This window comes from Mesorhizobium sp. M2E.F.Ca.ET.219.01.1.1 (assembly GCF_004016445.2).
Classification (GTDB): Bacteria; Pseudomonadota; Alphaproteobacteria; order Rhizobiales; family Rhizobiaceae; genus Mesorhizobium.
In genome coordinates this window covers 686,589-706,774 of sequence record NZ_SADT02000001.1, presented here as the reverse complement: position 1 = coordinate 706,774, position 20,186 = coordinate 686,589, and the positions used below count along the sequence as shown (strand labels likewise).

General features: G+C 61.2%; 21 protein-coding genes and 1 tRNA gene. 7 read left to right on the top strand and 15 right to left on the bottom strand.

What is annotated here, in order from left to right; translation table 11 throughout:
- Positions 1-125 precede the first annotated feature (125 nt).
- Positions 126-662 (bottom strand): EipA family protein, encoded by a 537-nt coding sequence (locus tag EN862_RS03360; protein ID WP_245431486.1) that lies wholly within the window; start codon positions 660-662, stop codon positions 126-128.
- 384 nt (positions 663-1,046) lie between these two features.
- Here EN862_RS03360 and EN862_RS03355 point away from each other — a divergent pair, with 384 nt between their 5' ends.
- Positions 1,047-1,676: a histidine phosphotransferase family protein gene (locus tag EN862_RS03355; protein ID WP_095817211.1), complete on the top strand. Its 630-nt coding sequence runs from the start codon at positions 1,047-1,049 to the stop codon at positions 1,674-1,676.
- A 230-nt stretch (positions 1,677-1,906) separates the two neighbouring features.
- Positions 1,907-2,275 (top strand): response regulator, encoded by a 369-nt coding sequence (locus EN862_RS03350; RefSeq protein WP_127864432.1) that lies wholly within the window; start codon positions 1,907-1,909, stop codon positions 2,273-2,275.
- Between the two features lie 69 nt (positions 2,276-2,344).
- Here the strand turns inward: EN862_RS03350 and ctrA are convergent, their stop codons facing one another.
- Entirely contained in the window at positions 2,345-3,040 is a 696-nt protein-coding gene (gene ctrA, locus EN862_RS03345) for a cell cycle two-component system response regulator CtrA (RefSeq protein WP_006203583.1), read from the bottom strand.
- 450 nt (positions 3,041-3,490) lie between these two features.
- Between ctrA and EN862_RS03340 the strand changes: the two genes are divergently transcribed.
- On the top strand, positions 3,491-3,868 hold the full coding sequence (locus EN862_RS03340) for a flagellar export protein FliJ (protein WP_126064596.1): 378 nt from the start codon (positions 3,491-3,493) through the stop codon (positions 3,866-3,868).
- Positions 3,869-3,972: 104 nt separating this feature from the next.
- Here the strand turns inward: EN862_RS03340 and EN862_RS03335 are convergent, their stop codons facing one another.
- Entirely contained in the window at positions 3,973-4,374 is a 402-nt protein-coding gene (locus EN862_RS03335) for a helix-turn-helix domain-containing protein (protein WP_127864431.1), read from the bottom strand.
- 90 nt (positions 4,375-4,464) lie between these two features.
- Here EN862_RS03335 and EN862_RS03330 point away from each other — a divergent pair, with 90 nt between their 5' ends.
- The gene (locus EN862_RS03330) at positions 4,465-5,391 is read left to right on the top strand and encodes an NADP-dependent oxidoreductase (protein WP_127864430.1); all 927 of its coding nucleotides are present in this window, start codon (positions 4,465-4,467) and stop codon (positions 5,389-5,391) included.
- 62 nt (positions 5,392-5,453) lie between these two features.
- Here the strand turns inward: EN862_RS03330 and EN862_RS03325 are convergent, their stop codons facing one another.
- The gene (locus EN862_RS03325) at positions 5,454-5,729 is read right to left on the bottom strand and encodes a DUF1153 domain-containing protein (RefSeq protein WP_006203587.1); all 276 of its coding nucleotides are present in this window, start codon (positions 5,727-5,729) and stop codon (positions 5,454-5,456) included.
- A gap of 255 nt (positions 5,730-5,984) precedes the next feature.
- Between EN862_RS03325 and mnmA the strand changes: the two genes are divergently transcribed.
- Complete coding sequence (mnmA, locus tag EN862_RS03320) at positions 5,985-7,175, top strand: tRNA 2-thiouridine(34) synthase MnmA (RefSeq protein ID WP_127864429.1); 1,191 nt, start codon at positions 5,985-5,987, stop codon at positions 7,173-7,175.
- 70 nt (positions 7,176-7,245) lie between these two features.
- Here the strand turns inward: mnmA and EN862_RS03315 are convergent, their stop codons facing one another.
- Positions 7,246-8,211: a Gfo/Idh/MocA family oxidoreductase gene (locus EN862_RS03315; protein WP_127864428.1), complete on the bottom strand. Its 966-nt coding sequence runs from the start codon at positions 8,209-8,211 to the stop codon at positions 7,246-7,248.
- A 252-nt stretch (positions 8,212-8,463) separates the two neighbouring features.
- Here EN862_RS03315 and EN862_RS03310 point away from each other — a divergent pair.
- Positions 8,464-8,540: transfer RNA gene (locus EN862_RS03310), tRNA-Met, on the top strand.
- Here the strand turns inward: EN862_RS03310 and EN862_RS03305 are convergent.
- Positions 8,497-10,167: a recombinase family protein gene (locus EN862_RS03305; protein ID WP_127864836.1), complete on the bottom strand. Its 1,671-nt coding sequence runs from the start codon at positions 10,165-10,167 to the stop codon at positions 8,497-8,499. The two genes, EN862_RS03310 and EN862_RS03305, sit on opposite strands and share 44 nt — an antisense overlap.
- A gap of 74 nt (positions 10,168-10,241) precedes the next feature.
- Here EN862_RS03305 and EN862_RS36025 point away from each other — a divergent pair, with 74 nt between their 5' ends.
- Positions 10,242-10,385: a hypothetical protein gene (locus tag EN862_RS36025; protein WP_189400965.1), complete on the top strand. Its 144-nt coding sequence runs from the start codon at positions 10,242-10,244 to the stop codon at positions 10,383-10,385.
- Positions 10,386-10,633: 248 nt separating this feature from the next.
- Here the strand turns inward: EN862_RS36025 and EN862_RS03300 are convergent, their stop codons facing one another.
- From EN862_RS03300 to traA, 9 genes are all read right to left on the bottom strand, one after another.
- Positions 10,634-11,236 carry a hypothetical protein gene (locus tag EN862_RS03300; protein WP_245519491.1) on the bottom strand — a complete coding sequence of 201 codons (603 nt, stop codon included), beginning with the start codon at positions 11,234-11,236 and terminating at the stop codon, positions 10,634-10,636.
- 682 nt (positions 11,237-11,918) lie between these two features.
- Positions 11,919-13,013, bottom strand: a complete 1,095-nt coding sequence (locus EN862_RS03290) for a HigA family addiction module antitoxin (RefSeq protein ID WP_127864427.1) — start codon at positions 13,011-13,013, stop codon at positions 11,919-11,921.
- Between the two features lie 24 nt (positions 13,014-13,037).
- The gene (locus tag EN862_RS03285; protein WP_128192805.1) at positions 13,038-13,343 is read right to left on the bottom strand and encodes a hypothetical protein; all 306 of its coding nucleotides are present in this window, start codon (positions 13,341-13,343) and stop codon (positions 13,038-13,040) included.
- Positions 13,344-13,424: 81 nt separating this feature from the next.
- Positions 13,425-14,900, bottom strand: coding sequence for a ThiF family adenylyltransferase (locus EN862_RS03280; protein ID WP_127864425.1), 1,476 nt, complete (start codon positions 14,898-14,900; stop codon positions 13,425-13,427).
- Positions 14,897-15,412: a Mov34/MPN/PAD-1 family protein gene (locus tag EN862_RS03275; RefSeq protein ID WP_127864424.1), complete on the bottom strand. Its 516-nt coding sequence runs from the start codon at positions 15,410-15,412 to the stop codon at positions 14,897-14,899. The genes EN862_RS03280 and EN862_RS03275 overlap by 4 nt, the downstream gene beginning before the upstream one ends.
- The gene (locus tag EN862_RS03270) at positions 15,409-15,846 is read right to left on the bottom strand and encodes a hypothetical protein (protein WP_127864423.1); all 438 of its coding nucleotides are present in this window, start codon (positions 15,844-15,846) and stop codon (positions 15,409-15,411) included. The genes EN862_RS03275 and EN862_RS03270 overlap by 4 nt, the downstream gene beginning before the upstream one ends.
- A complete protein-coding gene (locus EN862_RS03265) occupies positions 15,846-16,124 on the bottom strand; it encodes a hypothetical protein (RefSeq protein ID WP_127864422.1) in 279 nt (92 codons plus the stop codon). Before EN862_RS03265 ends, EN862_RS03270 begins: the two co-directional genes overlap by 1 nt.
- A gap of 555 nt (positions 16,125-16,679) precedes the next feature.
- Entirely contained in the window at positions 16,680-16,919 is a 240-nt protein-coding gene (locus EN862_RS03260; protein ID WP_127864421.1) for an AlpA family transcriptional regulator, read from the bottom strand.
- 127 nt (positions 16,920-17,046) lie between these two features.
- Positions 17,047-20,076: a Ti-type conjugative transfer relaxase TraA gene (gene traA / locus EN862_RS03255; protein WP_127864420.1), complete on the bottom strand. Its 3,030-nt coding sequence runs from the start codon at positions 20,074-20,076 to the stop codon at positions 17,047-17,049.
- Between the last annotated feature and the right edge of the window lie 110 nt (positions 20,077-20,186).

Genomic DNA, 20,186 nt, shown 5'->3' with positions numbered 1-20,186 from the left:
ATCCACTTTACGGAGCGGCAATCGCTGGATTGTGCCACCTGGCATGGCGGAAATTCAACGCCGCGGCAAGACCTTGCCGCGGCGTGGTGAGCACGGTCCGAGCGATTGTAATGGGCAGAACCCGATCAGAAGGGGTTCCAGGTCGGCCTTTCGGTGAGCTTCAGATAGCCGAGATTGACGCCGAGGCGAGCGCCGACGCCGGTGCGGATCGGCACGATCAGCACGCGGTTGCTCTGCAGCACGTTGAAGCCCACGCCGGCTATGACATAAGCGGACCCGGCCACGCCGCCGAAGCGGTTGTAGAGGCTGCTGATGTCGTCGAGGTTATAGACCAGCATCATCACCCGAGAGCCCTCGCCGCCGAAGTCCCAGCCGAGCGACGGCCCTTGCCAGAACACCTTATGGTCGCCGGCGTTCTTGGTGTAGAGCGTCCCCTCGCCATAGGTCAGGCCGCCGATGAGGGCCCCGGATCCCTCCTCGCCCAGCAGGTAGCCGTTCGGCAGGCCGTAGGACGCGAATATCTTCTCGACGACGGTGGCCAGGCCACCGGATGTCTCGCCGAAGAATTTATGACCGGAATCGATGATTTCCTGCGCTGTGTACTGTTGGGCCCGCGATGCCGCGGTCGAAAGGACCAAAGCCCCCAGGAGTGTGATGGTCATGGTGAGGACACGGACGAATGTCCGGTCGTAGTATCGGGAAAACATGCTTCCAATCTCCGTCAGGGAGCACTTTCGCCGACGCCTCGCACCCCTGCGGCTCTTGGCGGCCGTTCAGGGTGGCTATCACAGGCAAACTATGCCGTAATCCTTTTTCAACCATTAAGCTCCCACACGAAGATGGCGGTTCGAAGGCTGAGCTTTAGCGGCGACCACCGGTTTTCCCCTTGTGAACGCACCATTTTCGCGCTCGGCAATTGTGGATTTGTTGCTGCGCGCTCAGGCGCTGTGTATTCAGAAAGCGTTGGGGAGGCACGTGATTCGTGTGGGCGGGCGCGAAAACGGTCGCTCGGCCATGAACCAGTGACTTAAGCAGGGATTTCACCGATGGCCGAGCTCTTCACCCTTTCCGCGCCCGATCTGGCGGCGCTGCTTTGCAGCCGCGTCTGCCACGACATCATTTCGCCAGTCGGCGCAATCAACAACGGCCTCGAACTGCTCGACGAAGGCGGCGCCGACGAAGACGCCATGAAGCTCATTCGCCAGAGCGCCAAGAACGCCTCGGCGCGGCTGCAGTTTGCCCGCATCGCCTTCGGCGCCGCGGGTTCCGCCGGCATGATGATCGACACCGGTGATGCCGAGGCCGTGGCCATCGCCTTCTTGAAGAACGAAAAACCGGAACTGGTATGGAACGGCTCGCGCGCGCTGCTGCCCAAGAACAAGGTCAAGCTGCTGCTCAACCTCATTCTTGTCGCCCATGCGGCGATCCCGCGCGGCGGCAAGCTGGTGATCACGCTGGAAAATCTCGAAACCGAACCGCGCTTTTCGCTGTCGGCCAGTGGTCCGATGCTGCGCGTGCCGCCGAAATTCCTCGAACTGCATTCCGGCCATAAGCCCGAGGAGCCGATCGACGCACATTCGGTCCAGCCTTACTACACGCTGCTTCTGGCGCGCGAGGCCAACATGACGATCTCGATCCACGCGACCGCCGACGAGATCGTGCTCAGAGCCGAATAATATCAAGAAACGCTGCAGTATCGCTCATCCATGATACTTGCGCCCGCAGTGCAGGCGCAGCAATGTTTTGCATCCGTTGCGACAGCCGCGCCACGGTTCGGGATGGCATGAAACGCCTCTTTGGAAAAACTTTACCTAACGGCTTTTCGGCTTCTTTACCAGATTGGCCTATAGTGCTGCCCTGTTACCCGGAGGCTGCCGGTTCGGCAGATGGCAAAGAGGATCCGGACATGAAGCGCTGCCTGTTCGTCGACGATTCGAGCGTCATCAGGAAGGTCGCAAAACGTATTCTTGGCGGCTCGGACATGATTGTCGTCGAGGCGTCGACCGGGGTCGAGGCTACCGAAATCTGCGCCGACGACATGCCGGATGTCATCGTCATCGACGGCGGGCTGGCCGACGTACAGGCCGTGGACCTCATTCGCCGCATCCGCGCCATCGAAGCTCCCATCAAGCCGCAGATCCTGGTCTCGCTGATCGAGGTCGATGCCGCGGCGATCATGCGCGCCAAGCGAGCCGGCGCTCAGGGCTATCTGCTGAAGCCCTTCAACCGTGCGCAACTGCTCGAAAGCTTCCGTTTCCTGAAGATCGCCGCCTGATTCGCAGGGACCGGCTCCAAACAAAAACCCGGCCTGAGCCGGGTTTTTGTCTTAAGGCACTGTGATCGCTCAGGCGCTGACGCGGATATCTTCCGGTTCGCGCAGCACATAGCCGCGGCCCCACACCGTCTCGATGTAGTTCTGGCCGCCGGACGCCGCGTCCAGCTTCTTGCGCAGCTTGCAGATGAAGACGTCGATGATCTTCAGCTCCGGCTCGTCCATACCGCCATAGAGATGGTTGAGGAACATTTCCTTGGTGAGCGTGGTGCCCTTGCGCAGCGAGAGCAGCTCCAGCATCTGATATTCCTTGCCGGTCAGGTGCACGCGCTGACCGCCGACCTCGACCGTCTTGGCGTCGAGATTGACCACCAGGTCGCCCGTGGTGATGACCGACTGGGCGTGACCCTTGGAGCGGCGCACGATGGCATGGATGCGCGCCACCAGTTCGTCCTTGTGGAAGGGCTTGGTCATATAATCGTCGGCGCCGAAGCCGAGGCCGCGCACCTTGTCCTCGATGCCGGCCATGCCGGACAGGATCAGGATCGGCGTCTTGACCTTGGAGAGGCGCAGCGTGCGCAGGACTTCATAACCCGACATGTCGGGGAGATTGAGATCCAGAAGGATGATGTCATAATCGTAGAGCTTGCCGAGGTCGACACCTTCTTCGCCGAGATCGGTCGTATAGACGTTGAAGCTCTCCGATTTCAGCATCAATTCGATGCTCTGTGCGGTTGCACTGTCATCTTCAATCAGCAGAACACGCATTTCATTCCCCTTTTCTGCTGCCGGGCCGTGCCGCGACCCGTCCGGGACCCGGAGCAGTGATTGCCTGAACAGAAGGTGCCACCGACTGGTTAACAAATCCTAATTTCGTGTCGTCCACGATACCAGATTTTTTAACCCCTTTCTACACCCACTTGAATCTAATAATGAATCACAGACGCAAACCGTTAATGCACCACATCAAAAAGTCAGCCTAAGTGACTCCAGGGACTCGCTGGCCCGGGCTTTCGCCGAGAGCCGGAATTTTTACCCGGCCTTAAGTCCTCGCCCGTATGATTAACAATGCCCGTAAACGAATGGTTACCGCCGGCAAAAATCTTTAGGGCTTTGTTTCCTATAGCCCAGGGAAAGCCGGGGGAAACGGGCAGCGCTTGGGTCGTTCCGGGCGGACTGGACGGTATTGCAGGGTGTGCGTTTGCGGAGTATCGAGTCATGAAGTCACGTGAAAACCTCGTTCGGCTGAAGCAATTTCAGGTGAATGAGAAGCGGCGGCAGCTCTTGCAGCTGGACATGATGATCGCCGAGTTCGAACGCATGGCCGTCGAGCTGGAAGCGCAGATCATCGCCGAGGAGAAAAAAGCCGGCATCACCGACATCAACCATTTCGCCTATCCGACCTTCGCCAAAGCGGCCCGCCTTCGCCGTGACAACCTTAGAAATTCACAAAGCGACCTCGCCCAGCAGCGAAGCACCGCCGAATCATTACTCGGCGAAGCTGAAGCGGAGCTTTCCAAGGCGGAGATGCTGGAATCGCGCGACACCAAGATCCGCGACGCCGAAATAGGCGGCCGCAGCGCCATGATCGGCTGATCGCCGGCATGTTTGCAGTCCTTGCGGGAGACATGTGGAGCCGGAGGCATGCCGGCACGCGGCTTCAGCACCGCCAACCGGTCGAATCGGCCTCGCCGCCTGCTTCAGGACGCAGCGGCCATCTCATCATGATCAGCCGATGCCCGGCCGCGGGCTTCCTTGATTTCCGGCGTATGCTCTTCGGCCCAGGATCGGATTTGGCTGAGCAGCCCCGCTAGGTTCTGGCCAAGCTCCGTAAGCTCATACTCCACGCGCGGCGGAATGACGGGAAACACCTCACGCCGTACAAGACCGTCGCGTTCCAGCACGCGCAGAGTCTGCGTCAGCATTTTGGGCGTAATGCCTTCCATCTTGCGCGCCAGCTCGCCATTGCGCAGCCGGCCGCGCCGCAATGCGCAGACGGTAAGATAAACCCATTTGCTGGCCAACATCTCGAGCACGGTATGCGACGGGCAGGTGCGCCGGAACGCGTCGTAGCCGAGTGGGGAGCCGTCTTCACTATCCATGAGGTGCCTATATATAGAAAAGGTACATACTAGACAACAGAATATCACTATCCAAATGATAGCGGCGCACCAATCGAGCAGGAGGCTTCCATGCGTGCCGTTATCCAGAATGCCGTCGGCGGACCCGACGTCCTTTTCGTCGCCGAGCAGCCCGGCCCCTCGCCCAAACCCGGTGAAGTGCTCGTCCGCGTCAAGGCGGCGGGTATCAATCCAGTTGATGGCGCCGTGCGCGGCGGTTTCTACCCGCTGCTCGGCGAGCCGCCATTCACACTGGGCTGGGACATTTCAGGGACCGTCGCGGCGCTCGGCGCCGGCGTGCACGAGTTCAAAGTCGGCGACGACGTGTTCGGCATGCCCCACTTCCCCAAACAGGCCGGTGCCTATGCCGAGCTTGCAACGGCGCCGGTGGACGAGATTACCGCCAAACCTGCCGCCATCGACCATGCGCGCGCCGCCGCGCTGCCTTTGGCTGGGCTGACGGCTTGGCAAGGCCTCGTCCGCCATGGCGGCCTGCAGGCGGGGCAACGCGCGCTGATTCATGCCGGCGCCGGTGGCGTCGGCCATCTGGCGGTACAGATCGCCAAGGCGCGCGGCGCCTACGTCATCACCACCGCGAGCCCGGACAAAACGGATTTCGTCCGCGCGATCGGCGCCGACGAGGTGATCGACTACACCAGGGAAGATTTCACGAGGAAGGCCGGCAATGTCGATCTGGTGCTGGATCCGATCGGCGGCGACCATGCCGACCAATCGCTGGAAGTCTTGCGTGACGGCGGCGTTCTGGTCTCGCTGCTCAACGTTCACGATGCCACCCGGGCGAAGGCCAGCGCGCGCGGTATCCGCGTCGAGCGCATGTCCGTGGTGCCCGACCGCGATGGCCTGGTCGAACTTGCCAGGCTGGTGGATGCAGGCAAGCTCTCGCCCCATGTGGCGAAGACCTTCCCGCTCGAACAGGCGGGAGCAGCCCATGCCTTTCTGGCCACGCGGCCGATCGGCAAGATTGTGCTGACGGTCTGAGGTTTTACAGAAGCGAAAAGGGCGCGGAGCACCGCGCCCTTTTCGTTTTATATCTGTCCAGCCTAGTGCCGATATTGCTGGATGCGGGTTGTGCGCAGCCCGGCAAGGCCATATTCGTCGATCGATGCCTGCCAGGAGAGAAATTCTTCGGTGGTGAGCTTGTAGCGCTGGCAGGCTTCTTCAAGGCTAAGCAGGCCGCCGCGCACGGCTGCGACCACTTCCGCCTTGCGCCGGATAACCCAGCGCCGCGTGTTCGTCGGGGGCAGATCGGCGATCGTAAGAGGGCTGCCGTCGGGCCCAATAACATACTTGACTCTAGGTCTAACCAGATCGGTCATCGTACTCTCTACTAAAAACTCAAAGACCCAATCCCCGCCACAGTACCGCCACAGCTTTAAAAATTGCCTAAGCGAACCCTAATCACTAGGTAAGGATCGTGAACGCCCGGTTAGGATATCGTTTAGAATTTGAAACACCGGCCTCCGGACCCTGAAATTGCCGGTAATCTCGTCCCGCGCCGCAAGCTGGCGTAGACGGGGCGCTTGACCTATATTCCGGCCATTGGCATTTGAGCGCCGCACAGTGAAAGCACCATGAACAGCCTCGATCTCCCTCGCCGCCCCGAAGAAACCCGCGTCGTCGTCGCGATGTCGGGCGGTGTCGATTCCTCTGTGGTCGCGGGCATCCTGAAGCGCGAAGGCTATGACGTCGTCGGCGTGACGCTGCAGCTCTACGATCATGGCGCGGCCACACATCGCGCCGGCTCATGCTGCGCAGGCCAGGACATAGACGATGCCCGCCGCGTTTCCGAGACGCTTGGCATCCCGCATTATGTCCTCGACTATGAAGAGCGCTTCCGCAAGGCGGTCATCGATCCCTTTGCCGAGAGCTACGTCGCCGGCGAGACGCCGATCCCCTGCGTATCGTGCAATCAGACGGTGAAGTTCGCCGATCTGCTCGCGACCGCGCAGGACCTCGGCGCCGATGCCTTGGCCACCGGCCACTATATCCGCTCGCGCGCCAATGGCGTGCATCGCGCGCTCTACCGGCCGGTCGACGCCGACCGCGACCAGAGCTATTTCCTGTTCGCCACCACGCAGGCGCAGATCGATTACCTGCGCTTCCCGCTCGGCGGCCTGTCGAAGCCGCAGGTGCGCGCCATCGCCGAGGAGATGGGGCTGACCGTCGCCGCCAAGCAGGACAGCCAGGACATCTGCTTCGTGCCGCAGGGCAAATATTCCGACATCATCGCCAAGCTGAAGCCGGCCGCCGCCAATCCAGGTGACATCGTCCATATCGACGGCCGCGTGCTCGGCCGCCACGAAGGCATCCTGCGCTACACGATCGGCCAGCGCCGCGGCATCGGCATCGCCTCCGGCGAGCCGCTCTATGTCGTCCATCTGGATGCCGACCGGGCGCGCGTCATCGTCGGCCCGCGCGAGGCGCTGGAGACGCACAAGATCTATCTGCGCGCCATCAACTGGATGGGCGACGGGCCGCTATCGGATATTCCGGCCGGCGGTATAGAGCTCTTCGCAAAAGTCCGCTCGACCAGGCCGCCGCGTCCGGCCGTGCTGCATCATCGCAATGGGGTGACTTCGGTCGAGCTGGCCGACGGCGAGTCCGGCATCGCGCCCGGACAGGCCTGCGTGCTCTATTCCGATGACGGCAACGAGGCGCGGGTGTTCGGCGGCGGTTTCATCGAGCGTTCCGAGCGCGGCGCCGAGGCCGAGGCCATGCTGTCCAGGCTAGCCGCCAGACCGGCGCAGATTCCCGCCGAATAAAATCCCGGCTTTGGGTCAGCCGACTTTCAAGGCGACCCAACTTTGAGCCTTATTGCCGCTTCAGGACGGCTCAGGCGGGCGAGCCCATATGGATCACCGTACCTGCAGTCAGGATGCGCAGCACCCGGATCGCTTCCTCGCCGTCGGTGCGCGGCTCGGCGCGTGTCTCGATGCATTGCATGAAATGGGCAAGCTCGCGCGTCAGCGGCATGCCCTCGCCGACCGGCACGTAGGAAGGCTCGTTGGCCGTGAACGCCCATTGGCCGCTGTCCTGCCAGACCGCGTGGCGGTAAACGGCAAGCTTGCGCTCCCAGGGCTCGACGTCGTCGAACACCGCCATCGCCTTGGTGCCGACGACCGTTAGCCGCCGCTCGCGATAGGGATTGAGGCGCGAGGCGAAGAGATGGCTGCGCAGGCCGTTCGGGAAGCGCATATGCAAATGCGCGAAGTCGCTGAGATTGTCGAGCAGCGCCGCTCCCTCGCCCCTCACCTCGATCGGCTCGGTGCCGGTGATGGCCAGGATCATCGACAGGTCATGCGGCGCAAGGTCCCAGAGCGCGTCGTTCTCGGTGTGGAACTTGCCGAGGCCGAGCCGGTGCGAATGGATATAGCGCACGTCGCCGAGCTCGCCATTGTCGATCAGGCCCTTCAGCGTCTCGAAGGCTGGATGGAAGCGCAGCACATGGCCGACCATGAAAACGCGGCCATTGTCCTTTGCCGCCTTCACCGCGCGCTCGGCATCGGCGACGGTCAGCGCGATCGGCTTTTCCACCAGCACGTCCTTGCCGCTTTCGACGGCGCGCACCGCGGTATCGGCATGGTATTGCGGCGGCAGCGCCATGACGATGGCGTCGATGTCGTTGCGCTCGAACAGTTTGTCCGGCTCGATCGCCAGGCAATCCTGCTCGCTGGCGAAACCTTCGGCACGAGCGCGGTTGACGTCGGAAACGGCATAGAGCGCGCCAAGCGCCTTGAGGGTGCGGATATGGTTGCTGCCCCAGTATCCGCAACCGAGGACGGCGATGCGCGGCTTCATTCGTTCAAACTCTAGAATTTCATGGCCGAGACATAGCGACGTGCCCCGCCGAACTCAACCCCGGGACATGCCCTGAGTGGCTGTCCGGCAAAGCTTTTCTGGGACGAGAATATGCGGGCTGGATTATGCCGGCATGTCGGCCTCATCCAAGCTTGACAGGCTCACCCTCCCAACCTTATATCCGCGCGACCTTGGCGAACGCCTCGCGACGCCCGTCCATCCAGGACGGTTTTCCGGGCCATTTGCCACCCTGGCGGGGTAGCTCAGTTGGTTAGAGCACGGGAATCATAATCCTGGGGTCGGGGGTTCAAGTCCCTCTCCCGCTACCACTTCACACCCACTATCGTTTCCGACGGCCGCACCGAAACGGCCGCCTAATGAGGCGTGCCGCGCGGAAGGGAACGCTGCTCCGCCAATAAGGGCGGCAAGCTTGCCCTTGACCTCGATCTCGAAGCCTTCGCGTGCAGGTTTCGGGTGCAACGTAACGCTGTGAACAAGCTGCCGAAAATTTCGGATGAGCGGGCCACGATCATCTGGAGCAGTCGCGTGGTCGGCCAACGCGGTTGAAAGATCATCGACGGTTTTGACATACCGCTGCAAGGTGGCCGGGTGGAGAGCCACGGTTGATGGTGGCTCATCGAGACGATCGAATTGCCCCTCAATCAGAGAAAGCTGTGTCTTGAGTTCTGCGATCCGCTGCTTGGCATCCTCTTCAGCAATCACGCCCCTGATCACAAGGTCGATCGTGCGCTGAAGTTCGCCTTTTACCCGATCGCGCTTGCCTTCTAGCGCTGAGCGCATCGAGTTCGCCCGTGCCGCCAATTCTCGGCGCTCTTGGTTATATTTGCGGATGTATGCCTCGATCAGGTCCGGCGCTCTCAGCTGCTCGCGCATGCTATCGAGGACTGCCCTCTCGATCTCGGGCAGGTAAATAATGCGCCGATTGGAGCAGCTCCCGCTTTCACGAACGGCGGAGCACCTGACACGCGTTTTGCCCGTCTTGTCACGATCGTGAACCGACATGCCGGATGCGCAGATTCCGCAACGAAGTAGACCGGACAAGAGGTGCGCCGGGCGACGCTTGAAACTAGAGGATGCGTTCACCCGAGCCACTTTGAGTGCCTGTGCCTTTTGCCAAACGTCGTCGTCGACAATGCGAAGATGCGGAACCTCCTTCATCTGCCACTGGTCCTTCGGATTTGGCCTTGAGACGCGCTTGCCAGTATCGGGGTTCTTCACCATTCGGACCTTGTTCCAAATGATCCGACCAACGTAGAGTTCGTTAAAGAGCAGACCCACCCCTCGTTGGGCATTTCCGTTGATGGTGGAGCCGTTCCAGCGTGTCCCTCGCGGCGGCGCTATCCCATCGCGATTGAGGTCGCCAGCTAGGTCTCGTGGGGTTCGACCGGCAGAGTAGGCGTCAAAAATGCGCCGGACAACTTCCGCCTCCCGTTCGACGACTTCAAGTTCGCCAGGGCGACCCAAGATAGGTCGATAGCCATAGGCCCGGCCTCCGGCGTGACGTCCATCACGGACAACGCCAGCCATGCCCCTTCGCACCTTCTTGGCGCCATCCTCCCTCTGCATTTGGCCGACCAGCCCACGAATACCAATGAGGACAGCATCGGCGATGCCATCGTGAACAGCTTGGATTTCGATACCGAGAAAGGAGAGCCGTTTGTGAAGACCCGAGAGATCCGCCATATCGCGCGACAGACGGTCAAGCGCTTCCACGACTATGGTATCAAAGGTTTTTTGGCCTGCCGCCTTCATCAAGGTCAGGAGCCCGTCGCGACCCAATAGCGACGCTCCTGAGCGCGCCTTGTCCTCATAGACGGCAACGACGTTTAGACCGTTGCGAGCTGCATAAGCGCGGCAAAGAGCAATTTGGTCTTCGGTGGACTTTTCGTTTTGGAGCTCCGTCGAGAAACGAGCGTAGATAGCGGCTCGTATCATATCCTGGGAGCCTTCTGGGCATGACGTGAATCAATCGCGGCGCTTCGGTCAATCGAAGGGTCGATAGCACTGAGATGATCGCGCCTAGCATCAGCGACGGCGAGCGCTTCGACGAACTCAAGCATGGCTTTGCGAAGCTCTTCCGGCGCTACCGCAGCGGCGGTTTCGATGAGGGAAGAACCATTGCCTGTGTCTGGTGCCGGCTTCACGAAAGCTAGCATCGCGACGACCAGCGACGAGCAAAGAGACGCGTCCCATCAATCGTGCAATTGGCACGCCGCAGCGTAGAAATCGGACAGGGGTCAACTTAACGAGGCTAGATCGCGACGTGATTTCGCCGGTGCGTATGTCACGAAGCTCGTCGCAGGGCGTCGCCGAACTTTCCAACCTGCTCCGATTCGCATCATTCCTTACGACAGAGGTGCTCCGTGGCTGCGAGCCCGCGCCTACGGCGGCTGCTAGAAGGTCACAAGACAGGCGCATTCCGCTGGGAATCCTCCGAAAGCGCCGTCACGAGCTTGATGGCTTTGTTCCAATATCTCTCCACGTCAGCACGGGTAGCGGTGCGGTCCGGTCGATAGGCTGGCAGATCGCCCGCAAGTGCCTTGAGGTCGCGCAGTACGGACGCAATGTGCGGCCATGGGAAATCCGTCGGATCGCCGATGTCCCGGTCGGCGCCAACAATCATGTCCAGCTTCGCGATGATCCCAGCGAGCGACAGAGAAGCAACACTGGGGATAGCATCTTGAAACTTGAGTGCCTCGGTCATGGCAAACACCTCCGCCTCGCGAGCCACCGCATATTCGGCGCTCGCCTCCGACGCGGTCACCGACATCCGCCAAGACGCGGATTCGCCTGAGGTCAATACCGGAATTCCGGTATTGGCCATCATTCGTCCCTCCAAACGCTGCTGCACCCGACACAATAGCAACGAGGTATATCGAGCTTTTTGCCACTCGCTCCAGAGGCCTGAAGCCGGGTCAATAGCTTGCCGTTCGGGAACGTTCTGCTTATCCCCTTGCCGACCGATGACGAAAGGCAAAGTCGTGGTATTGTCGGAATCAGCCATGATCCGAGCTCCAGACAGCTTTGGCGTGGTCAGGCTAGGCATGGTGCGTCAACACTGCGTCTAGCCGCACCCCCGACAACAGGCCAAGGGTATCCACTGATACCTTTGGATCATAGCGCAATGATCTAAAGGGATCAAACAGAAATTGGTGACAGCAGCACAAATGCGCGCAGCCCGAGCCTTGATCGGCATATCACAATCGGCGCTTGCCAAGCGCGCTAGCGTTTCTATTCCTACTGTAAAACGCTGTGAGAGCGACAGCGAGCGCGTCGCGGCGGTATCTGCTGAAACCCAGGACAAAATCCGTGCCGTTCTTGAGGCAGAGGGTGTGGAATTCACGAACGGCAATCATCCCGGCGTCAGATTGCGGCGACCCTGACCGAGGACAAATCGAAGAGCGTTAGTGAGCTTGACATTTTCGGCCAGTGTGACGGTTCCCGGACGCATCACCGACGCGTTCGGAATGGAGCCGGAAGCACTCATTCGTAAATCGAAGAGCGGTCATTTAGATTAGGAGCGCGAGCGCGTCTCAAACCGCGCCGCACCGAGCGAGCGGCGGCTTTGCGCCTCATCTCGATCGTTGTACCTAACATTGCCGCCGACCTGAAGCGGACATAAGAGTAGCTGGCGGAATTGGAACACCTGCGCCAAGAGGCCATAGGTCGTTTTGCGCCAACCGAACCTACTTCGCCCACTCGTAACGTTGCTTCAAGTGGTTCATCTGAGAGAAGCTCAAGACCTTGCGGTATTGAAGTTGTCCGACAACGATGCCTGGATCGATGCCTTGACGAGCAGCAAACTCCACTACTTCGTCCTCGTCGTAGGTGAACCTTGTTATAAATCGCGTTAGCGCTAGAGCGGGAACGAGGAACTCAGATGCCCAGTCGTCTGCCTCCGCCTCCAGCTCCGCGGCAACATTCGAAAGTCCCTTCCCGTCAAGAAAAATCGACTTCCGACTATGGAGAAGCAAATGAGCGCACTCATGAAAGAACGTGAACCAGAAATGGTCGTTCGAGAGATGGCGCGCCGTCTGCTGAATCAACGCTCGGCGCGGGGACAACCAACGAGAGACGCCGCTCAAGGCTACCTTTGACAACGAGCGCTCAAGAACGAATACGACGCCGGCCGATGCACAGAGTCGCTTCACTTCAGGAAGAAAGACTTCGATTGATTCGGTTGTGAGTCCTCGGATCTCCTTGAGCGCTGCTAGAAAGGCAGTCCTGTCAAAGTCCGCCGCTTCAATCTGTTCGGCTCTCAGGTCACCGATACGAAGCCACGCCAGCAGCGATGCCTCTGCGCTTTCGAAGGAAGGGGAGTGCCGGTAGGCGACGGCGCTAAGTTCGTCGAAGCGTTCCTGGCACGCCTCCACGCTTCCGCAACCGAAGAACCGTAGCAGCTCACGCACCTGAGCAGCAGATTCTTTCTCCAGCGAAAGCAGGCCTCGCTTCGAAAGTTCGGCCAGTGGGAACTGCTTGGCCCAGTTGATGTGCTTTGCCAGACTTACTTCTTCCTTCGATCGAGCGAGGAATAGGCGATAGTTGGCCTCCATCCCCAACCAGATCGCGGCCGAAGTTTCCAGCACACGTTCGAGTTGAAGTGCTGTTTCGGGTTCGATCGGAGCCTTCCCGGAGATGATCTCCGCGATGAGTTTCGGCGAACGGCCACAACGACGGGCAAGTTCTCGAGCCGAAATATCGAGGCCGCTCAGTTGCTCTTCAATCAGTGACCCTGGCGGGGCAGCGTAGTTGGGCTGGTAGCCATACCTAATGTCAGACATGGCGACGCAACGAAGACGGGTGCTTCAAGGTTCAACTCCCAGGATGGTGATGCCAGTGACGTCCGCTGCTTCGAGCTTTCGACGGACTGTTGGAGTAGCTGGCTCAAAACGGAGACGATAGTTGTTGCGCAGATCGACGGTGAAAGATCGTCCGTCCACCTTGAGGCCGATGGGAGGCTTTCGGGGGACATGCGACAGCGCAGGGGCGCCGGCCAGCACCGCCATTCGCACCGCAATCGACTGAGCAACCTCCTTCCCGTACCGCTCGCCGAGGCGATCGATGCTGTTGAAGATGGTGCACAATCGGGCATCAGAGAATGAGATCTCCACAGTTGCGCCGCCCAAACCGCGCCGAATCGTTTCCTTTTAGGAAACACCAGCGAGCGGCAAACAACAAGTCTGCCGCCGGGTTTAATACCACCTTCCTGCCCTGACCCGCTCAATGAGGTGGGCGCGCATGCTGCATTGGCAGTCGTCGTGACGGTCCTCAGGGTAATGGGCGCCCTGTTGCGGTCCCCAGAGAACACTGAAGAAGAAGCGCGGCTCGACCCCGACATTGCCGGTCGTGAGGTAACGAACCAGCTCGGTGACCATCATGCTGGCGCTCATGGTCGCGACAAAAGGCACCGATGGCCGAAAGTCCGCCGCTACATCGCCACCGGCAAACTGCCGGGCTGCCTCGAACACCGAGCAAATCGGCTTGCCGATCTGGCCGATCAGCCAATTCCGCTTTTCGGGCTCGGCGTCTGCGACGTCCTGTCGAGACAGAGCTCGGCTCGCCTGCCGAAGTGCCGCGACCGAGAGGCCGGTGAGCCTCCGTTGCACATTCTCGGCCGGCTCCCCATGCTCCAATTCGAAGATGCAGCGAAGACAGGCGATCTCACCGCTCCATGGATGAGCGCTGACCTGGCACTCGAGCCTGGGCCCAATTGCGCCATCGATCACGAGGTCCGGCCACAGATCCTGGACCGCGTACCGGGCCTCGACATTGTCAAACCCGCTGAGGACGACCTTTGGCGCCCGCCAGTTCGCGTCCGCCTCGGCGTCTTCGATCCTCCCGACAACCGGCTCCACCCCTTTGCCCCAGATCGTCGCCAGGTAGGTGGCCTTCTCGTCGCGGGCCGCCGCAGCGGTCGGCGTCAGCCGCAGGCAGGTGCCCCAGTTCTCATCTCCGTACGTTTGGACGTCCAGGACCCGTCGCCGTCCCTTCAACGGCAACTGCGAGAGCAGATGAACGACACCGTTTCCAATGGCGCCAGCGCCGGCGACGAGAAGGTCTGTCTCCATCTCGGTCGGCAGGTGAGGGCCGGGATCATTGCTCAACCCGTAGTCCCAAAGCGAGAAACTGATACCATCGAGGAGCTGCCCGTGTTCGGGCTTCAGGCGCAGCAGCCGCTTGAAGACCTCGCCCGCTCCAAGCGAGGCCGCAGCAACCGCCCCAACTGGATTCCACTGGTTGCAGCGCTGCGAGATGGCCATGGAGCCAGAACTCACTCGAGCGAGCCACCCGTTGCTTGTGATGACCGTCAACGGCAACGCGGCTGACGCTTCGCCTCCGACCGACAGGATTGCCGCGTAGCCCTCTTCGGCCAGTGGCATGGTTGCGAATGCCGGCGCGCGCTCCCACGCCTGGCCCCGCGCGGTCTTGGCCAGACCTTCCGCGAGCTCATCGAAACCGCCGGGGATGGCCACCGTCAGGTCTGTAGTCATGCGCATCAGAAGCAGCACGGCCGACCGCATCATCTCGGCACCGTTGCGAGAGGCAAGAACTTCAGGCGTACCGGTCAGAAGAACGCGCTGATCGGTAAACCTATCGGGCGGCGCCGAAATCCCCGAAAGACCGCGGACGGTAGCATTGATACGACTGCGGTGAAGATCACCAATCATCGCATGACTCCCACCTGCTCGACGGAAACGCCTCCAGCTCCGGCGACCACACGACACATCCGTTCGATAGCGCCGAGGCGGCGCCAGGCGCCGCGGTCGAAAATATGCACTCCGCACTCCGCCAGCGTGGTGTTCGGGCGACGGGCAAAATCCGGAGCAACCACCGAGAGGTAGCCAGGCACGCGAATTCCGTAGCGCTTGTCCGCCTCCGACAAGTCCACCCAAGCGCTTGGGTGCGAGTGAATCTGCCCGACCAGATAGACACCTGCGCGAATGGCAAGCATCGTGACCTCGTTCAGCAGCTCGGGGGATATGGACAGGTGATCAGGGCGTTTGGTGATGCCCGGCCCCCGCAACGCCACGACATGTGTGACGGTCACGATGCCGGCAAACCGGCGGCCCAGCCAAAGCGCAACTCCCTCGCAACCACGGGCCCCGTCCGGTGCCATCTCGCTGATTGACGCGGTCATGGCGGCCTTGGGTAGTCGCCAAACAATAGGTGCCGTCATCATGGGCGATGCCTCCCGGTGAAATTGACGTCAAGTTCCTGCTTCAGGAGGCGCACGATCATCAGCAGCGCGTTACCCCGAATCTTCAAGCGGATAGCGCTGTCGGTTCGCCACTCCGGGTGCGTGTCGTAGCCCTCGCTGCACCAGTTCGCGCAGATGTCGTTGGGCGGGCGAAACCCTGGACCAGTCGGCCATGCGGTCGGCACGCCCAATCGGCCGGTCTCGGGTTCTACAAACCGCACCGACGGCGGAAGATCGCCGGGATAGTTCAGCCAGAACAGTCGCGCAGTGAATGTCTCGGTGGAATGGCCTTCTGGTGAAAGGGTGACCCAAACTTCCAGGTCACCCTTCCTTGCGAGGCTCCACCGATTCGAGTCTGCCGCCTTGACGGCTTCCTCGAAATCTTCGTCGAGCGCGAGTTTGGCGAGCTCGGACATTAGCCCTGGACGATCTGCTGGCTGAGCTGCAGCGACAGGGCGCCGGCGTTGCCGGCGATGGCGCCGAGCGTGACCGACATGTCCGTCAGGCGGTCCTTACCTTTGAACAGCGGGTAAGTAACCTGGTTTCCGTTCTCCTCGCCTTCCTTAAGCCCGAATGCAGCGAGCACGCGGTTCCAGAGCGACAAGAGCGTCTCCGTTGCGCTGGCATCGTGGTCGTGGAACGGCCGCCCAGCAGCCGGATAGACGACCGTAACGTTCAACGTGGTCTTGGCCATCAGAACCTCCTGGGTTGGCCTGTTGAGTCGCGTTAGCGACAAGCCCCGATAGCACAGGCCATCGGCCGCGCGCAATATGTGTTACGCATTGAGAAACATTTTTAGAAATTGTGAATGTGATGATCGCCGCCCAATGGGTGACATATTCTCTTTGATTGGGGCCTAGCAGTGGGGAGTTCGAAGCCGAAACCCTTCGGTGGCCTGCACCACGTCGGAGGTCGCTCGCCAGATCTTCAGCGAGTATTAGCTGTGTTCGGACAACCAAGGTCGCTACGAGCCAGCTCGGGTCTCCCTCGAGAACGCCGCGTGTTCATCTTGTCGATCAGCCGCTGACGCAGCGGACTGATTGTGCATCGAGAACAGGATAGGTCATGGTCGGGCTCCTTGATGAAGAAGCCCGTGATGCTCTGCCGCTGCCGAACCCGCTCAACGCGGGCGCAACGACCGGTTCTTGATCCCTACCTCAACCGCTCCCGACCTCACGAGCAGCGGGTTCGTTCATCGGTCCCTTATCGGCCACCGGATTTGACAAAGGTGAACCTATGCTGATGGCAGCTATGTACCCGCCGATCGATTGCCCTTAGTCGCTATTGTTCTGTCCGACCTGGCGCACCACAAAACTGGGTCAGCGATCCACCGATTGACATCGGATTCCCTCCATCCCGCCCCGTTGACGCTGATCTTGATCTGAGCCGGGAACGTGCCTTCGGCAATCTTGCGATAGAGGGTTGAGCGGGACAGACCGGTCCGCGCGAGAACGGTCCTAAGGCGAATGATACGATCCGGTTCAGGCATGGCTGCCTCGCCTTTCGCTGAGTACATTTGGCATCTGCTGGAACCAGACAGGACAACCCAAGCTGGCGTGCAATCGGATTCGGCATCTCCTCGACCTGGGGCGTTGGAACGGCGGCAAATCGGTGGGTTAGATGCCCATGCCACGCCCGATGCCAATGCCGTGGCTGAATGCGAGTTCCACACCCAGGCGCCGGCCGGATTCGACCTGGATGCCAAGCGCCTTCTTATGATTGGCAAGCAGCGATTCCAGTTGCGGATCGCGCTCGAGACTCTTGGCCATGTCGGACATGGCCGAGCGCGTTGACCTGTAACCGGACATATCGCCGGCCTCGTATTGGCGCTGGCTTGTCCTTTTCAGCTTTTGCCAGTCTTCCACGAAACGGTCGGCCCGGCGGCCTGGATCGGTGCGGATTTCTGTTTCAAGCTGGAGCGCGCGCACGATGCGGTTGACGCGACCGGCTCCGGCTTCGCGCGCCAGCTCGGGGTTCTTGACATAGGCCGCTTCGGCATCGCGCCAGCCATAGGGCCGAACCTCCTCGAAAGCGATGCGCGCATCTCTCAATTCGCGCATCTGTTCGGGGCTGCCCTGCCCTTCCGCGTTTCCAGTGCTGAGAATCGAGTTGAGCGCGCGCGCGTGGCGCACAAGCGCCTTCGTGCGAGCGTTGCGCAACGCCGCTTCCGGATCCACCGGCGCATCCGCCTCGCGCTGCGCTCCCCTGACCGAGGCATCTCTTACAGGCGCGGCATCGCCGTTTTGCACTCGACCGTCTTCCCTTCCCGGCTGATGTCCACGGTCTTGTCCGGGCTCGGCGTCTGCAGGCGAGCGCAACCCGTCGAGCAGCCCGTCGATCCTGTCGCGAAGCTTCTCTGGAACGATCCGGCGCACGATCTCGACCACACGCTCGCGGAAGGTGATGCCACGCCGTTCGGCATAGCTCTGCGCCGGATCGATCTGCCCGTAGTCGGACGCCATGTCCTTGGCGCGGTCGCGTGACAGCGTCCGGACGAGGCGTTCGCGAGTCGAAAAGTCATCGCTGCCGTAATGAAGGTCCATCCCGTCGCGATGACGCGACAGGGCAACGTAGCTGCCATGGGCATCCATGCCTGGCGTCGCCAGCACATGGGTGCGGTCGACCGTCATGCCTTGGGCCTTGTGGATGGTCACGGCATAGCCGTGGTCGATGTGGGAATAGTCTTTCAGGTCAAAGCGCACAGACCTGCCGTCGTCGGTTTGAACCGTCATGGTTTGCGCGCTGACCTCTTCGATCACACCGAGCGTGCCATTCTTGACACTGAGCGACCGCTCGTTGCGCAGGAACATGACCCGGTCGCCGTTTGCGAAGTTTCGTGCACCGCGCTCGACATCCACCTGAACATCGTCGCCGAGATGGCCGGCAGCGCGCATGCGCTCGCGCGCTGCAGTGTTAAGGGCGCGCACCTCGTCGTTTGTGTGGGTGAGAATGATCCGGCTTGCGTCTGGCTCTGCCTGCCTGTCGCGATCCCAACGCTCGACCAGATCGCTGCGCGCCTCGTCGCGCGAGCTAGCCTGATGCACCATGCCTTGTACGTCATAGGCGTCGATCGCAGCGTCGATCCTGCCGGTTGCCAGATCGCGTGTCGCGTCGCGCTGCCAGTCCTCGCGTTGCCGGCGCACCTGGCCGATCTCGACGCCGCCATGACGCTCATGGATGGAGCGGAACGCGGCGCCGGCTTCGATCGCCTGCAACTGCTGCGGATCGCCGACAAGCACGATCTTGGCGCCGACCTCCGCCGCATGGGAGAGCACGCGCTCCAACTGGCGCGTGCCGACCATGCCGGCCTCGTCGATCACCAGGACATCGCGCGCTGTGAGCAGATCGCGGCCCTGTCCCCAGCCATGTTCCACGCTGGCGATGGTGCGCGAAGCAATTCCTGATCCGCTTTCGAGATTCTCGGCCGCAATGCCGGAAAGTGCGGCGCCTTTAACCTCATAGCCTGCTGCTGCCCAAGCCTGACGCGCGACACCCAGCATTGCGCTCTTGCCCGTGCCGGCAAAACCGACAACGACACCAAGACCGCGGCCGTCCGTGATGTGCTCCAGCGCATCGCTCTGCTCGCCTGACAGAACGAGGCCACGCTGCCTGGCATGCGCCACAGCCGTCGCACGAACCGACTCACTCACCGCATGCTGTCCCTCTGCAGCCATGCGTTCCGCCGCACGATACAGGCACTGTTCTGTCTCGATCATTTGCCGCGTGGTGAAGCGATCTTCTCCGCGTCCATCCTTGCCGAGTTCGACAAGGTCGGGCGCTTTGCTGATGGCACGCATCACCGCGTTGAACTGCTCCAGTCCGTCGCTGTGCCGATGCGAGAACTTCGCGATGTCCTTTCGGGTAAAGGTCGATTGCTGATGGGTTATGGCATCCAGTGCCACGGATGGATCCGCGATGATGCGCGCGCCATTGTTACGCGCGATCTCTCGGTGCAGTTCGGCGCGATCGGCTTCGCTGTCGGCAGTGTCAAGGCCGCTGCCCTCAATGCGTTGAGCCGGCGCGCCAATCTGGGTTTGCGGCTCCAACGCAATGCCCTGCGCTTCCAGGCTGCGATGATCGATGCGGGCGTCGATATCGAGTTCAGCCAAGCGTTCATTGGCAAGCTCCGCCCATCGCTCGCGCCAGCGCTCGACCATCTGGGTAGCGTTCCAGTCGCGCACCTTCGCCCCAAAACCGTTCTCATCGACGGAGCGCATGGTGAGCATGACATGGGCATGAGGCTTAGGACTGCCATCCTCCGCTCTGTCCCAATGCACATTGAGATCCGCGACCATGCCTCGGCTGACAAACTCCGCCTGCACGAAGTCGCGCGCCAGCTCGATGCCCTGCGCCTGGCTGAGTTCACGCGGAAGGGCAAATTCCACCTCGCGGGCGAGCTGCGCATCCTTGCGAACCTCGAACGCTTCGACGGCGTTCCACAGCCGCTCGCGGTCGCTCCAGGCTTCGGGTGCGTCCTCCGGCAGCAAGATCTCGGAATGGACAACGCCGCGCTTGGCCGAGAAGTCATGGCTGCGTTCGATCCGCTCGTCACGCAGCCGCGAGGCCGAGCGGTAGGCGGCCGACGCCACAGCGCTGGAGCCAGCCTTGCGGCCAATGACCTTGACGTGAAGATGATAGATCGCCATCGCGACCAGATCATTTGCACGGCAAAGTGCACGTCGGCACGACGTATAAGCGCGCCCTCCCTCGAAAAATTCTCGGGATGGACCAGCCCGTCCCGGGCTGTCTCGGCAAC

Excerpts from the sequence above, each read along its gene's own strand:
- EN862_RS03360 (WP_245431486.1), bottom strand. The coding sequence starts at position 662 with ATGACCATCACACTCCTGGGGGCTTTGGTCCTTTCGACCGCGGCATCG.
- EN862_RS03355 (WP_095817211.1), top strand. The coding sequence starts at position 1,047 with ATGGCCGAGCTCTTCACCCTTTCCGCGCCCGATCTGGCGGCGCTGCTT.
- EN862_RS03350 (WP_127864432.1), top strand. The coding sequence starts at position 1,907 with ATGAAGCGCTGCCTGTTCGTCGACGATTCGAGCGTCATCAGGAAGGTC.
- ctrA (WP_006203583.1), bottom strand. The coding sequence starts at position 3,040 with ATGCGTGTTCTGCTGATTGAAGATGACAGTGCAACCGCACAGAGCATC.
- EN862_RS03340 (WP_126064596.1), top strand. The coding sequence starts at position 3,491 with ATGAAGTCACGTGAAAACCTCGTTCGGCTGAAGCAATTTCAGGTGAAT.
- EN862_RS03335 (WP_127864431.1), bottom strand. The coding sequence starts at position 4,374 with ATGGATAGTGAAGACGGCTCCCCACTCGGCTACGACGCGTTCCGGCGC.
- EN862_RS03330 (WP_127864430.1), top strand. The coding sequence starts at position 4,465 with ATGCGTGCCGTTATCCAGAATGCCGTCGGCGGACCCGACGTCCTTTTC.
- EN862_RS03325 (WP_006203587.1), bottom strand. The coding sequence starts at position 5,729 with ATGACCGATCTGGTTAGACCTAGAGTCAAGTATGTTATTGGGCCCGAC.
- mnmA (WP_127864429.1), top strand. The coding sequence starts at position 5,985 with ATGAACAGCCTCGATCTCCCTCGCCGCCCCGAAGAAACCCGCGTCGTC.
- EN862_RS03315 (WP_127864428.1), bottom strand. The coding sequence starts at position 8,211 with ATGAAGCCGCGCATCGCCGTCCTCGGTTGCGGATACTGGGGCAGCAAC.
- EN862_RS03305 (WP_127864836.1), bottom strand. The coding sequence starts at position 10,167 with ATGATACGAGCCGCTATCTACGCTCGTTTCTCGACGGAGCTCCAAAAC.
- EN862_RS36025 (WP_189400965.1), top strand. The coding sequence starts at position 10,242 with ATGATCGCGCCTAGCATCAGCGACGGCGAGCGCTTCGACGAACTCAAG.
- EN862_RS03300 (WP_245519491.1), bottom strand. The coding sequence starts at position 11,236 with ATGGCTGATTCCGACAATACCACGACTTTGCCTTTCGTCATCGGTCGG.
- EN862_RS03290 (WP_127864427.1), bottom strand. The coding sequence starts at position 13,013 with ATGTCTGACATTAGGTATGGCTACCAGCCCAACTACGCTGCCCCGCCA.
- EN862_RS03280 (WP_127864425.1), bottom strand. The coding sequence starts at position 14,900 with ATGATTGGTGATCTTCACCGCAGTCGTATCAATGCTACCGTCCGCGGT.
- EN862_RS03275 (WP_127864424.1), bottom strand. The coding sequence starts at position 15,412 with ATGATGACGGCACCTATTGTTTGGCGACTACCCAAGGCCGCCATGACC.
- EN862_RS03270 (WP_127864423.1), bottom strand. The coding sequence starts at position 15,846 with ATGTCCGAGCTCGCCAAACTCGCGCTCGACGAAGATTTCGAGGAAGCC.
- EN862_RS03265 (WP_127864422.1), bottom strand. The coding sequence starts at position 16,124 with ATGGCCAAGACCACGTTGAACGTTACGGTCGTCTATCCGGCTGCTGGG.
- EN862_RS03260 (WP_127864421.1), bottom strand. The coding sequence starts at position 16,919 with ATGCCTGAACCGGATCGTATCATTCGCCTTAGGACCGTTCTCGCGCGG.
- traA (WP_127864420.1), bottom strand. The coding sequence starts at position 20,076 with ATGGCGATCTATCATCTTCACGTCAAGGTCATTGGCCGCAAGGCTGGC.